Raw genomic sequence first — 13,924 nt, 5'->3', positions numbered from 1 at the left:
GCAGAGGTAGGCCGAGACGGGCAGCCGCGCAAGCCCTCCCGGGTTGCGCATATGGTCGCGGTGAGTAAGGTGGCGCAACTTTCAAGGACTTGTACCCAATGCCCGACGCCAAAACCGGCCCGACCGACGCCTATTCGATGATACTAGAGGCCATCGACATCGGCACCTATCGCCCCGGTGACCGGTTGGTTGAGAGTGAGTTGGCCGACCGGTTTGGCGTATCGCGCACGCCCATTCGTGAGGCATTGCAACGGCTTGAGACGCAATCTTTGCTGGTGCGTGATGGGCGCAGCTTGATCGTTGCCTCGCTGGATCACAACCAAATGGCCGAGCTTTACGTCGTGCGCGGCGAACTGGAAGGGCTGGCGGCACGGTTGGCCGCACGTCATGCCACAGCCGAGGAGGTGCGCGTGTTGCGCGAGATGGTGGACGCCGACAACACGCTCGCGGGCAACCCCAATGCGTTGGCGCGGGCAAATAAGCGGTTTCATAAGCAAATTCATCTCGCGTCCCATAACCGCTATCTGGTGCAGCAGCTCGATCTTGTGCATCGCTCGATGGCGCTTATGGCGACATCGTCGCTGGCGGTAGAAGGCCGGGGCGAGATTGCCCAAGTGGAGCATGACCGTATCGTGCAGATGATCGAAGCGCGTGACGAAGATGGGGCAGATCAAGCATTGCGCACCCATATCTCCGTCGCTTTCATGACCCGATTGAAGCAGGAAGCGGCCCGGCGCGAGGATGAGTTTTAGGCTTGCGTTGCCCGCCCTGGGGAAGGGCATGGCCATGGGCGGTTTTGTCCCAATAATGCGGGCTGCGGTTCAGTTCATAAAGCGCCTTGGCCGCGGAGATCGCCCCTAATGTGAAATAGAGCGGCAGGGTGATGACCCATGGCAGCAAATGCCGGTAGCCGCTTTTTGATACTGCAATGGCCGAAGCGCAAAGGTTCAGCATTTCCGATAGGATAAAAAGCGTGAAGATCGCGGTCATGAGTGTCGAAGACAGAAAGTCTGTGACCGGATGATATAGCCCAAAGTAACTAAGCCAGAGCGACCAAAGAAGTGGGGCGAGAACGAATTGCGAAAACGTGGCGAGGAAAGTCGCCTGCACGCCTAAGAACCGGATCAGCCCAAGGTCGTTCAGCAAGGCCCGCGGCCTGCGCATATGGACACACCATGTAATCAGATATCCCTTAAGCCAGCGCGAACGTTGTCGCACCCACGGCCAAGGACGGCAGTTCGCCTCTTCAAAGGTGACGGTGGGCAAAAGTTCGGTGGCGTAGCCATGCCGCGCCAGCCGCAGGCCCAAATCAGCATCCTCGGTCACGTTATGTGCGTCCCACGCGCCAAGACGTTCGAGGATATCACGGCGGAAAAACAGGGTCGTTCCACCCAAAGGGACAACCAACCCCAGCCGGGCGATGCCGGGCAGGATCACGCGCCACCATGTGGCGTATTCGATGGTAAAACAACGTGCCATCCAGTTGCTGCGGCTGTTGTAGAAATCCAAAACCCCTTGCAAACAGGCGATATTATTCGGTGCATTTTGAAAGCGGGTGACGACTTGTTCGATCTGGTCCGGCTCTGGCGCGTCTTCGGCATCCCAGACCCCAATGATACTGCCTCGGCAAAAATCGAGCGCATAATTCAGCGCGCGGGGCTTGGTCTTTAACACCCCGGCATCGGGCACTTCGATCACGGTGATCCACGGGGGAAGAGAGGTGCGTTCAATCGTATTTCGGGTGACCTTGTCGCTCGCCTCAAGAACCAAAACCACTTCTAAAAGAGACTTTGGATAGGTAAGTCGGGAAAGCCGCGCGATAAGCGCCTGCGCGATCTCTTTCTCGCGCAAAAGCGGCACTAAGACCGAGACGCGTGGCAGACGAAATCCCTTTAGGTCTCGGAGGTTGGGCTGGGCAGGGGGCGGGCGCGGGTGATTTAGCGTCCCCCACAGTGCCGCTGCTTTTAATGCGCTGGTCATCAACAGTGTGATCGCCCCCCAGAGAAGCGCTATTGCCAAGACCGCCGAGGGAAAGAGCAACAGCAAGGCGGCCGCGGTCAGCCACAGGGCTGCCGTTGCAGATTGCCGGATCCTGCCGTGTGCGCCCCAGTCTCGACAGCTTTCTAGGGCAGGGACGCGCGTCGCGGCATGATGCGCGAGTTCCGCCGCGTAGAGCTTGCCGATTTGGGCCTGCACATGCTGGGGGTCGGCAACGACCAGCATCAGGGTTTCGCCCCTTTCGCCCAAAGCATTGCAAAGCTGCGCAAAATCGCCGGGTCGTCCGGTCGCCACCAAAAGCCGGTCGCCCAGTTCCAGCCAAGGAACCGCGCCAAATTTCAGGCAAATCGTGACGGGTATCTGCTTAGAGAGCCGCGGGTCAGAGGGGCTGCGGATCAGGTCGACAGGCTGCGCCCCATACTGCCGGGCGAGGGCTTTGACGATATCTTCGGGGGAAATTAACCCCTCGGCGGCCAGAACCTCGCCCAAAGGCGCATCGATCCGGCGTTGCAGCGCAAGTCCATGTAGCACATCATCAGGCCCAATGGCACCTGCTGCGATTAGGTATTGACCCAACCGCATCCGCTGGGCGGGTGCGGTGGCCACACGCGGTGCCGAAAGTTTTAGGCGAAGGTTGCTCATTCCGTGCCCCGAAGAGGTTCGAAATGAGACTGACAGGCGACCGTTAAGCGAGAGTTAACAGCCGCCTATGCAATCAATACATGTGCCGAAATTTAGGCGTTGCGCGCGGCCATGGCTTCGCTGAAACGCTCAAACAGGTAATAGCTGTCTTGCGGGCCGGGGCTGGCTTCGGGGTGGTGTTGCACCGACCAGACTGGACGTCCATCAAGGCGAATGCCACAGTTGGACCCGTCAAACAGGGACACATGCGTCTCACGCACGCCCTCTGGCAGGGATTGACCGTCAACCGCAAAGCCGTGATTCATCGAGGTAATTTCAACCTTGCCGGTATCGTTGTCCTTGACCGGGTGGTTCGCGCCGTGGTGACCGTGGCTCATTTTGACGGTCTTGGCACCAAGCGCCAGCGCCAGCATCTGATGGCCAAGGCAAATGCCAAAGACCGGCAGATCGGTCTTGTTCAGAACGTCCTTGATCATCGGCACCGCATAGACACCGGTGGCCGCCGGGTCGCCGGGGCCATTGGTCAAAAAGACACCATCGGGCTTGTGGGCCATGATATCGTCATAGGTCGCGGTTGCAGGCAGCACGGTCACGTCACAGTCAGCCGAGGCAAGACAGCGCAAGATATTGCGTTTCGCACCGTAATCGACGGCCACCACTTTGTGCTTCGCTTCGGTCTGGGGCGCGTAGCCATCGGGCCATGCCCAACGCATCTCGTTCCAGCGGTAAGTCTGGGCACAGGTAACATCCTTGGCCAGATCCATCCCTTCGAGCCCGGCAAATTCGCGGGCGGCGGCAACCAGTGCTTCGATATCGAAATTGCCATCGGGATCATGCGCAAGGGCGGCATGGGGCGCGCCCTGCTGACGGATCGCACGGGTCAGGCGGCGGGTGTCGATACCGCCGATGGCGATACGGCCACGCGCAGCCAGCCACTCCGAGAGCGGCTGAATGTTACGCCAACTGCTGGGCGTGGTGGGCATCCATTTGACGACCATACCAGCCGCGACCGGATCGCCGGTTTCGTCATCTTCGGGGTTGGTGCCGACGTTGCCGATATGCGGAAAGGTGAAGGTCACGATCTGGCCCGCATATGAGGGGTCGGTCATGATCTCTTGGTAGCCGGTCATTGCGGTGTTGAAGCACAACTCCGCCACGGTTTGGCCAGTGGCGCCAAATCCCATGCCGTAGAAAATCGATCCATCCGCGAGAGCAAGGCAGGCGGTTGGGCGGGGGCGAGCAGGCGCGGACATGGGGCAGTCTCCGGGCTGAAAGGGTGCGGGTAAACGGGTGGCAACCTAGTCCCGCGCGGGCGCGGGGTCAATAGGGTAAAGGAAATGAGATATCGTGTAAAAACAGATAGTTACCAATCGTCACCCCCCATTGCTCCGCCCGAACAGAGCAGGTAAGCTGCGACCCTTGGATTAAGCGAAACACAGGAAACCACCATGTCATTGCGGATGCGCATCTCGGATGCTTTGAAACAGGCCATGAAAGACAAGGCGGCGGACAGGCTTTCGACGCTGCGGCTTATCAATGCTGCGATCAAGGACAAAGATATCGCCGCCCGGGCCACGGGTAAGGACGACGGGGTGTCGGATGCCGAAGTGCTGGGTATCCTCAGCAAGATGGCGAAACAGCGTCAAGAATCGGCGCGCGCCTATGAAGAGGGCGGTCGTTTGGACCTTGCAGAGCGTGAGCGCGAAGAGGTTGAAGTGATCGAAGAGTTCCTGCCGCGGCAACTGACCGTGCCGGAAACCGCCGCCGCTGTGGACGCCGCCATCAAAGAGATTGGCGCGACCTCGATCCGCGACATGGGCAAGGTCATGGGGCTTTTGAAAGAGCGCTATACCGGTCAAATGGATTTCGGTGCCGTCGGGCCGGTCATCAAGGAACGGCTGAGCTAAACAGCATATTTAGCTGTCAGAACGAGGGGGCTGGGCCGTTGTGTCTGGCCCTTTTATGTTTGAAGGTGGCGCGATAAGTCTTCGAACAGTGCAATCCGTTCTTCTTCGCTGAGGAATGCGCCGATCTCTACCTCGCGGCCTTCCCCGCGCAGGGTGACGTAATGCGGCACCGGGCCGTCATCTTGGTATTTCTTCACGCGGGTCCAATAGCGGTTGCAGGTCCAATCCTTCACCTCGCCCTTGGCCGTTCTGTGCACCAGCCGCGCGGTTGTGTCGTCGAGTGTCAGAACCTCTTCGATCTGGCGGGCGTGGTGGTTGTGCTGCAAAGCCCAGTAAATCGCACCCAAGGCGATCAACACAAAAGGCAGCAATCCCCACAGCAAGGCGGTGCCAAGCATGGCAAACAAAGGGATCATCGCGAGTGTAAACGTCGCCAGCATGAACGCAGCAAAGCCGCGTGCGGGCAGAGATTGATGCGGCCAGAGGCGCATCATTTGCGGGTCAGCGCGGGGCGGGGTTGTCCATTCGTAGGGCATGGCGTTGCTCAGGCTCACTTGGGCATCAAGATAGTCAAGACTGGCGCGATGGCAATGCGGCGCGGGGACGCGGTCGCCTAATCGCCCAGCAGATCCCAGCGGTTGCCAAAGGGGTCGCGAAAGACGGCGACCTTGCCATAGGGCTCATGACGCGGCTCTTCCTCGAACGTCACGCCAGCCGCCGTTAATTGATCAAACGCAGCGGTGAAATCCTCGACCTTCAGAAACAACCAGACACGGCCTGCGCCTTGATTGCCGATCGCCTCTTCCTGCGTCTTGCCCTCGGCGCGGGCAAGGATAAACCCTGTCTGTGCGCCCGGCGGCGTGACGCGGACCCAACGTTTGCGGCCCTGATCCACGTCTTCGGTAAGGTCAAAACCCATAACGCCGCAGTAAAAGGCGATTGCCGGATCATAATCGGGCACGATGAGCGCAATTGCGGAAAGATACATGACGGCTCCTTTGGGCCGGGCGCGGCATACCGCGCCCGGTTTTTAATTATTCGAGTTCGACAAGCAGGTCTTTGGCGTCAATCTGTCCTCCGGCCTGCACATGCACCGCTTTGACCACGGCATCACGTTCCGCATGCAGGCCAGTTTCCATTTTCATCGCTTCAATGGTCAGCAAAAGATCACCAGCCTTGATTTGTTGTCCTTCTTTCACCCCGACAGAGGCCACTACACCGGGCATCGGCGCGCCGATGTGGTTGTCATTGCCTGCTTCGGCTTTGGGCCGCTGCACGGTGGCATCTTTTACCAACCGGTTCGCCACACGGATCACCCGTGGTTGGCCGTTGAGCTCAAAGAACACTTTCACCTCGCCATCTTCTCCGGCCTCGGATTCAGCCTGAAGACGGATTTCCAAGGTCTTGCCGGGGTCGATCTCAGCCGAGATTTCAGCACCCGGTTCCATGCCATAGAAGAACGTATGCGTGGGCAGGGTGCGGACCGGACCATAGAGGCGGTGGCGGCCCATGTAGTCGAGGAAAACCTTGGGATACATGAGATAGCCGCAGAGGTCTTCATCGTCGATCTGCATCCCATCAAGCTGGTCTGACAGTTCCTTGCGGATCGCCTCAAGATCAACGGGTTCAAGGTGTTCGCCGGGGCGCTCGGTGTTCGGTGCCTCGCCCTTGAGCACCTTTTTCACGATGCCCGCCGGGAAGCCATTCGGCGGCTGGCCCAGATTGCCGCGCATCATGTCGATCACGCTGTCGGGGAAGGAGACGTCGACATTCGGGTCTTCGACCTGCGCACGGGTGAGACCTTGGGAGACCATCATCAAGGCCATGTCGCCCACGACCTTGGAGGAGGGCGTCACTTTCACAATATCGCCGAACATCTGGTTCACATCCGCATAGGTGCGCGCCACCTCGGGCCAGCGGTCTTCCAACCCCATAGAGGCAGCCTGCGCCTTGAGGTTGGTGAACTGGCCGCCGGGCATTTCGTGCAGATAAACTTCGGAGGACGGGGCCTGCATCCCGGTCTCGAAGGCGGCGTAATGGCCGCGTACTTCTTCCCAGTAATCCGAGATTTCGCGCACGGCTTTCATGTCGATCCCAGTGTCGCGGTCGGTGTGTTGCAGGGCCGAAACCACGGTGCCCAGCGTCGCCTGCGAGGTGTTGCCCGACAGCGCGTCCATGGCGCAGTCGACGGCATCGACGCCCGCTTCGGAGGCGGCGAGGATGGTGGCGGTGGCACTGCCTGCGGTGTCATGGGTGTGGAAGTGGATCGGCAGGCCGACTTCGGATTTCAGCGCCTTGACCAGCACGCGGGCCTGGGCGGGTTTGAGCAATCCGGCCATGTCTTTCAGGCCCAGCACATGAGCGCCAGCGGCTTTCAAATCCTTGCCCATCGTGACGTAATACTGAAGGTCGTATTTCGCACGGTCAGGGTCAAAGATGTCGCCCGTGTAGCAGATCGTGCCTTCGCAGACCTTGCCCGCCTCGACCACGGCATCCATTGCGACGCGCATGTTTTCGACCCAGTTCAGGCTGTCGAAGACGCGGAAGACATCAACGCCGGTATTAGCGGCGGTAGAAACGAATTTCTGCACCACGTTGTCGGGGTAGTTGGTGTAGCCCACCCCGTTAGAGGCACGCAGCAGCATCTGGGTCATCACATTGGGCATTGCCGCGCGCAGGTCGCGGAGGCGTTGCCAAGGGCATTCCTGCAAAAAGCGGTAAGCTACATCAAAGGTCGCCCCACCCCAGCACTCGACCGAAAAAAGCTGCGGCAGATTGGCGGCATAGGCGGGGGCCACGCGGATCATGTCGCGGCTGCGCATACGGGTGGCAAGCAGGGATTGATGCGCGTCGCGCATGGTGGTGTCGGTGATGAGCAGTTGGCGCTGCTGGCTCATCCAATCGGCCACAGCTTGTGGGCCTTTTTGCTCCAACAGGTTGCGCGTGCCCATCTGCGGCTCGCCGCGCAGCACGGGCGGCTTGGGATCGCGGACATGGGCGGCGGGCAGGGCGTGGCCCTTGGTCTCTGGGTGGCCGTTGACGGTGATGTCGGCGATATAGGTCAGCACCTTAGTGGCGCGGTCGCGGCGCTGTTTGAAGTCGAAAAGCTCGGGCGTATCGTCGATGAATTTGGTGGTGTATTCATTGTTCAGAAACGTCGGGTGTTTCAGCAGGTTCTCGACAAAGGCGATGTTGGTGCTGACCCCGCGCACCCGGAACTCGCGCAAGGCGCGATCCATCCGGGCGATGGCCATTTCGGGCGTCGGGGCTTTGGCGGTGACCTTGGTCAGCAGGCTGTCGTAGTAGCGCGTGATGACCCCGCCTGCATAAGCGGTGCCGCCATCGAGGCGAATGCCCATGCCGGTGGCCGAGCGGTAGGCGGTGATGCGGCCATAGTCGGGGATGAAATTGTTCTGCGGGTCTTCGGTGGTGACGCGGGTTTGCAGCGCGTGGCCGGTGAGGGTGATGTCCTCTTGGCGCGCCTTGCCTGTGGCTTCGGCCAGCGGTTTGCCCTCGGCGATGAGGATTTGGGCGCGGACGATGTCGATGCCGGTGACCTCTTCGGTGACCGTATGTTCGACCTGCACGCGGGGGTTCACTTCGATGAAGTAGAATTTGCCGTCGTCCATATCCATCAGGAATTCGACGGTGCCAGCGCATTCGTAGTTCACATGGGCGCAGATCTTGCGGCCCAATTCGCAGATCTCGGCGCGTTGGTCTTCGGTGAGATAGGGGGCGGGGGCGCGCTCGACGACCTTTTGGTTGCGGCGCTGGACAGAGCAGTCGCGCTCGAACAGGTGATAGATGTCGCCCTGTTTGTCGCCCACGATTTGCACTTCGACATGGCGCGCGCGGAGGATCATTTTCTCGAGATAGCCTTCGCCATTGCCAAAGGCGGCTTCGGCCTCGCGGCGGCCTTCGCGGACTTTCTCTTCGAGTTCTTTTTCGGACATGATCGGGCGCATGCCACGACCGCCCCCGCCCCATGAGGCTTTGAGCATCAGGGGATAGCCGACCTCGGCCGCCTCAGCGCGGATCGCGTCCATGTCTTCGCCGAGCACTTCGGTGGCGGGGATGACCGGCACGCCGGCTTCCATCGCGACGCGGCGGGCGGAGGCCTTGTCGCCCAAAGCGCGCATGGTTTCGGCGCGGGGGCCGATGAAGGTGATGCCGTTTTTCTCGCAAGCGTCGACAAACTCGGGGTTTTCCGACAGCAGACCGTAGCCGGGGTGGATCGCATCGGCCCCGGAGGCTTTGGCGACGCGGATCATCTCGTCGATGCTGAGGTAAGCGGCGACAGGGCCAAGGCCCTCGCCGATGCGGTAGGCTTCGTCGGCTTTGAACCGGTGCAGGCCGAGTTTGTCCTCTTCGGCATAAACGGCGACCGTTTTCTTGCCCATCTCATTGGCAGCGCGCATGATGCGGATTGCAATCTCACCGCGGTTGGCGATCAGGATCTTTTTGAAATCGGTCACTGGTTAGTCTCCCCTGCTGGATTTGGAGGCAGCTTAGGGATGCTGCGGTGCAGCGCAAGAGGGCTGTGACAGTCTTTGTCACATTTCTGTAAGCAAACCGATTAAAGCGGCGATAAGTCGAAGGGCTGCGGCAGGTCGCGCAAGTTCCGCGCTCCAAGTTGCCCCATATTGGCGATCAGGTCGCGTGCGAGCAGGTCGATCAGGTGATCAACACCCCGTGGCCCGAGGGCGGCGAGCGCGAAATGGAACGCCCGGCCCAGCATCACAAAATCCGCACCAAGCGCAAAGGCGCGCAAAATGTCGAGCCCTGATTCCACACCGCTGTCAAAGATCACCGGCAGTTTCGTGGCCGCGCGGATGGCAGGTAGGACTTCGGCACTGGCGGGGGCGGCATCGAACTGGCGGCCTGAATGGTTGGATACCCAGATCGCATCGGCCCCCGCTTTTTCCAAAGCTGTCGCATCCTCGGGGCGCAGAACGCCTTTGATAACTAAAGGGCCGTCCCAGTGATCGCGCAGCCAATGTAGGTAATCCCAATCCGGCGCGGTGCGCAGCAGATAACCCACATGGGCGGTCGGTGGCAGGTTCGCGGTGGCCGTGCCTTGTGTATATTTGTCGAGCATTTTCATATGTGGCAGGCCGTGGCGGGCCATGCCCACAGCCCAAGCAGGCCGCATCGCCACCTGTGCCATTAGCCGGGGGGTGAGCTTAGGCGGGCTGGTCAGGCCAGAGCGGGTCTGCCGCTCGCGCCGCGAGGCGACAGGCACGTCAACGGTGAGAACCAGCGTTGTAAAACCTGCGGCCTTGGCGCGGGCCAGCATATCGGTGCGAATTTCAGGGTCGCGTGGTGGGTAGAGTTGGAACCAGCCATGATCACCCAAATGGGGTGCGACGTCTTCCGGGCTGGTCGCCGCCACGGTGGAGAGGCCAAAGGGGATGCCGGCCCGGTCCGCCGCCCGGGCAAGGTGGGCTTCGGCATCCGGCCAAATCAAGCCCGACATACCCAAAGGGGACATGCCAAAGGGCAGCGGGAGTTTCTGCCCCAGAAGATCAACGTTCAGGTCAGGGGTAAATTCACCATGCAGCACCGATGGCATAAGTCCGACACGATCCAATGCGGCGCGATTGCGGTGTTTGGTCGCCTCAGTCCCGGTCGCGGAATCAAGATACTCCCAAACAAATTTGGGCAGGCGCGACTGGGCGCGACGGCGGAGGTCTGAAAGGGCGGGGTAGGTTGCATGTAAGTCCATGGCGGCATTTGCGCCAACGGGCTACGGATTGTCCAGATGAAGAAAATGCGTCGATCCTGTTCACCTGCCCGGCTGCTGCCTAGGAGGTTAAGGGGCCGGAATTGACGCCTCTATCGAACGCTCAAGACGCCACTTGGCTGCTGTCAAAAGACCGACCGGGCAAGCGGCGAGGCCGCGCTTGTTTTGTTGGCTGGCGGCGTTGGCAGGTTATCGGCCATATCCACAAGAGCTGCGATGGCGGCTTCGATCTCGTCACCTTCTTGGATATCAGCACTGTCCACGTCGATCAGGTGCACCGTCGGATTGGCATCTGCCTCCAAACGTTCCTGCGCGATCGAGCGTAGCTCTTGCATGGTGCTGTCGATGGCGCGGCAAAGCCCCGCAAGCATCCCAGCAGACCCTGTCAGTTTCGCAGGATCAATCAGACCTTTCTCAGCGGCGTCCAGTACCGTGGAGATCTGTTCAAGTTTAAACGAAGATGTCGCCGCGAAATAGCGCACGTCTTCGAAGGCGAGGGTGTCGCGGTTATCACGCTGCACCCGCTCTACAACGATGGCACTGCCCACCACCCGGTCTATGCCACGGTCCGACTGCACATAATGCAACGTGGTATCCCAGATCAGCGGGCCGCGGGGCATATGTAACATTTCACGATAGCGAATTTGGCCCGCGTTAGAGACACAGCGCGCATAGCGTTCGTTGACCGCTTCAGCCTCATCTTCAGGCATTATGGCGTGAAGGGGGCGTTTGATCACCTCTGCCATCACCATCCCGCTATTGGCTTCGTGGGCCGTATTAAGTGCAAGAAGTTCGAAATGCCCATTATCGTTGTTCAACTCAGCAATGAACATTGGCAGTTTGAACCGGTCAATCTCTCGGCGCAGGACCGAAGTATCTTCGTTTCTAAACATGAGCGGTTCCTCTCCTTTGTCGTTATTCTGCCACATTGACGCCAAAGCATTATCAACGGGTAAAGATTTTCAACGCATTTTAAGTTCGCTTGTCTCTACTCCGCCGCGGTCTGCCATAGCGTAAATTCGCTAACCCAAAACTGTGTCAAAGAACATTTGCGGAACGTCTCTTTATCTCGTATCGCGGACGCGCTAGATTGTTGGCATGAGTGATTTTGACGAAATGGATGCCTTCGAAGGTGCATCATTGTCCGCCCGCGCGATGGCTGCGCGCCCGCAGCCTTATCTGGAGGGGTTGAACCCTGCCCAGCGTGCTGCGGTAGAGACATTGGACGGCCCCGTACTGATGCTCGCAGGCGCGGGCACCGGCAAGACACGGGCGTTGACTGCCCGAATCGTTCATTTGCTGAATACGGGGCGGGCACGGCCGAATGAGGTTTTGGCGGTCACCTTCACCAATAAGGCCGCGCGGGAGATGAAGAACCGCGTTGGTCAGATGCTGGGCCAACAGGTTGAGGGGATGCCGTGGCTTGGCACGTTCCATGCGATCTGCGTCAAGCTGCTGCGGCGTCACGCGGAGCTGGTCGGGCTAAAAAGCAATTTCACGATCCTTGATACGGATGATCAACTGCGTTTGCTAAAGCAACTGGTCGCCGCCGAAGGGATCGACGATAAGCGCTGGCCTGCGCGAATGTTGGCCGGGATTATTGACGGCTGGAAGAACCGCGCGCTGACCCCGGACAAGATCCCGAGCGCGGATGCTGGCGCTTACAATCACCGCGGGCCAGAGATTTACGCGCAATATCAACGCCGTCTGATCGAACTAAACGCGACAGACTTTGGCGATTTGCTGCTGCATATGGTGACGATTTTTCAGGCGCACCCGGATGTGTTGGCGCAGTATCAGCGCTGGTTCAAATACATCCTCGTTGATGAGTATCAGGATACCAACGTCGCCCAATACCTGTGGCTGCGGCTCTTGGCGCAGGGGCACAAGAACATCTGCTGCGTGGGCGACGATGACCAGTCGATTTATGGCTGGCGCGGGGCCGAAGTGGGCAACATCCTGCGGTTTGAGACGGATTTCCCCGGCGCCCATGTGGTGAAGCTCGAGCAGAATTACCGCTCGACCCCGCATATTCTGGCCGCCGCGTCAGGCGTGATCGCGGGCAATGAGGGGCGCTTGGGCAAGACCCTGTGGACCGAAGAGACCGAGGGCGAAAAGATTCGCCTGATCGGCCATTGGGATGGTGAGGAAGAAGCGCGCTGGATCGGGGATGAAATCGAATCCGCGCAGCGCGGCACGCGGGGGCTCGACCCATTTTCTCTCGACGATATGGCGATTCTGGTGCGGGCGAGCCATCAGATGCGGGCTTTTGAGGACCGTTTCCTGACCATCGGCTTGCCCTATAAGGTGATCGGAGGCCCGCGCTTTTACGAGCGCTTAGAGATTCGTGATGCCATGGCCTATTTCCGCGTGGTCACCAGCCCTGACGATGACTTGGCGTTCGAGCGGATCGTGAACACGCCCAAGCGCGGTTTGGGCGAGAGGGCACAGCAGAAAATTCAGCGCACGGCGCGGGATCACGGGGTGAACCTTGTCGAGGGTGCGCGGATCCTTTTGGCGCATGACGGGATCGGCGGCAAAGGGGCGGCGCAGTTGCGGCTGTTGATCGAAGGGATCGACCGTTGGTCATCAATGCTGCGCGGTCCACGGATTGAGATCAGCGAAGATGATAACGTGCTGGATGACGGGATTGCCCCGTTGCGGGTGGATTACGGCCCGCCCGAGGTGTCCCATGTCGAATTGGCCGAGATGATTCTCGACGAAAGCGGCTATACCGGGATGTGGCAGAACGACAAAACGCCCGAAGCGCCGGGTCGACTGGAGAACCTAAAAGAGCTTGTGAAAGCGCTGGAAGGGTTTGAAAACCTGCAAGGTTTCCTCGAACACGTCAGCTTGATCATGGATAATGAGCAGGAGGGCGATGGCGAGAAGGTCTCGATCATGACGCTCCACGCGGCCAAAGGATTGGAATTCCCCATGGTTTTCCTGCCCGGCTGGGAAGATGGGCTGTTCCCCTCGCAACGCTCAATGGACGAAAGCGGGATCAAGGGCTTGGAGGAAGAGCGGCGGTTGGCCTATGTCGGCATCACCCGCGCCGAACAGATTTGCACCATCTCCTTTGCCGCCAATCGCCGGGTATTTGGCCAGTGGCAAAACGCGATGCCTTCGCGCTTTGTTGATGAACTGCCCGAAGAGCATGTGGATGTGCTGACCCCACCGGGACTTTACGGCGGTGGGTTTGGGGCTGCCATGCCGCAGTCTGATCTGCATGACCGCGCGGCAAGTGCGAATGTCTATAATTCTCCGGGGTGGAAACGCCTGCAATCGCGCAGTGGGGCGCGGGGCACCAGCCAGCCGCGCGAAAGCCGCAATGTCACGATCGACATGCAGGCGGTCGCCTCCTTTGAAATGGGCGAGCGCGTTTTTCACGATAAATTCGGCTATGGCGAGGTGATCGGTATGGAGGGCGACAAGATGGAAGTCGCTTTTGAAAAGGCCGGGACCAAGAAGGTCGTGTCGCGGTTCTTGACCGGCGGGAAAGACGTGCCTTTCTAAGGCTATCTTGCTGCCTACCCGTGGCTAAAGAATACCTGCTTAAACAGCACCTTACATACAAAAACGACGGCACCTTGGGAGGAAGGTGCCGCCGTTTCTATGTCGGCCCGAAGCGTCG

The 13,924-nt window shown here is 59.6% G+C and carries 10 protein-coding genes; 3 read left to right on the top strand and 7 right to left on the bottom strand.

Annotation, left to right across the window (positions count from 1 at the left end; genetic code table 11):
* The first annotated feature begins 98 nt into the window (after positions 1-98).
* Entirely contained in the window at positions 99-752 is a 654-nt protein-coding gene (locus ACSQ16_RS14160; protein WP_093926653.1) for a GntR family transcriptional regulator, read from the top strand.
* Here ACSQ16_RS14160 and ACSQ16_RS14155 read toward each other — a convergent pair.
* Together ACSQ16_RS14155 and carA are read right to left on the bottom strand one after the other, a co-directional pair.
* Positions 703-2,640, bottom strand: coding sequence for a glycosyltransferase (locus ACSQ16_RS14155; protein WP_243262677.1), 1,938 nt, complete (start codon positions 2,638-2,640; stop codon positions 703-705). The genes ACSQ16_RS14160 and ACSQ16_RS14155 overlap by 50 nt on opposite strands.
* A gap of 92 nt (positions 2,641-2,732) precedes the next feature.
* Positions 2,733-3,893, bottom strand: coding sequence for a glutamine-hydrolyzing carbamoyl-phosphate synthase small subunit (gene carA / locus ACSQ16_RS14150; protein ID WP_243262678.1), 1,161 nt, complete (start codon positions 3,891-3,893; stop codon positions 2,733-2,735).
* A 195-nt stretch (positions 3,894-4,088) separates the two neighbouring features.
* On the opposite strand from carA, the gene ACSQ16_RS14145 reads away from it, so the two are divergent.
* The gene (locus tag ACSQ16_RS14145) at positions 4,089-4,547 is read left to right on the top strand and encodes a GatB/YqeY domain-containing protein (RefSeq protein ID WP_093926650.1); all 459 of its coding nucleotides are present in this window, start codon (positions 4,089-4,091) and stop codon (positions 4,545-4,547) included.
* Positions 4,548-4,600: 53 nt separating this feature from the next.
* Here the strand turns inward: ACSQ16_RS14145 and ACSQ16_RS14140 are convergent, their stop codons facing one another.
* The 5 genes from ACSQ16_RS14140 to ACSQ16_RS14120 form a co-directional block, all read right to left on the bottom strand.
* Positions 4,601-5,083, bottom strand: a complete 483-nt coding sequence (locus ACSQ16_RS14140) for a DUF2244 domain-containing protein (RefSeq protein WP_243263143.1) — start codon at positions 5,081-5,083, stop codon at positions 4,601-4,603.
* A gap of 77 nt (positions 5,084-5,160) precedes the next feature.
* Positions 5,161-5,535 (bottom strand): VOC family protein, encoded by a 375-nt coding sequence (locus ACSQ16_RS14135; protein WP_243262679.1) that lies wholly within the window; start codon positions 5,533-5,535, stop codon positions 5,161-5,163.
* A 46-nt stretch (positions 5,536-5,581) separates the two neighbouring features.
* Positions 5,582-9,022 (bottom strand): pyruvate carboxylase, encoded by a 3,441-nt coding sequence (locus ACSQ16_RS14130; RefSeq protein WP_243262680.1) that lies wholly within the window; start codon positions 9,020-9,022, stop codon positions 5,582-5,584.
* Positions 9,023-9,123: 101 nt separating this feature from the next.
* The gene (locus tag ACSQ16_RS14125; protein WP_243262681.1) at positions 9,124-10,272 is read right to left on the bottom strand and encodes an alpha-hydroxy acid oxidase; all 1,149 of its coding nucleotides are present in this window, start codon (positions 10,270-10,272) and stop codon (positions 9,124-9,126) included.
* A gap of 143 nt (positions 10,273-10,415) precedes the next feature.
* The gene (locus ACSQ16_RS14120) at positions 10,416-11,183 is read right to left on the bottom strand and encodes a hypothetical protein (RefSeq protein ID WP_093926645.1); all 768 of its coding nucleotides are present in this window, start codon (positions 11,181-11,183) and stop codon (positions 10,416-10,418) included.
* A 205-nt stretch (positions 11,184-11,388) separates the two neighbouring features.
* Here ACSQ16_RS14120 and ACSQ16_RS14115 point away from each other — a divergent pair, with 205 nt between their 5' ends.
* Complete coding sequence (locus ACSQ16_RS14115) at positions 11,389-13,806, top strand: ATP-dependent helicase (RefSeq protein ID WP_243262682.1); 2,418 nt, start codon at positions 11,389-11,391, stop codon at positions 13,804-13,806.
* Positions 13,807-13,924: the final 118 nt, after the last annotated feature.

The organism is Sulfitobacter sp. SH24, assembly GCF_965641895.1.
GTDB lineage: Bacteria > Pseudomonadota > Alphaproteobacteria > Rhodobacterales > Rhodobacteraceae > Sulfitobacter > Sulfitobacter dubius.
The sequence above is the reverse complement of the archived record's forward strand: the minus strand, read 5'-3'. Positions and strand labels throughout refer to the sequence as shown.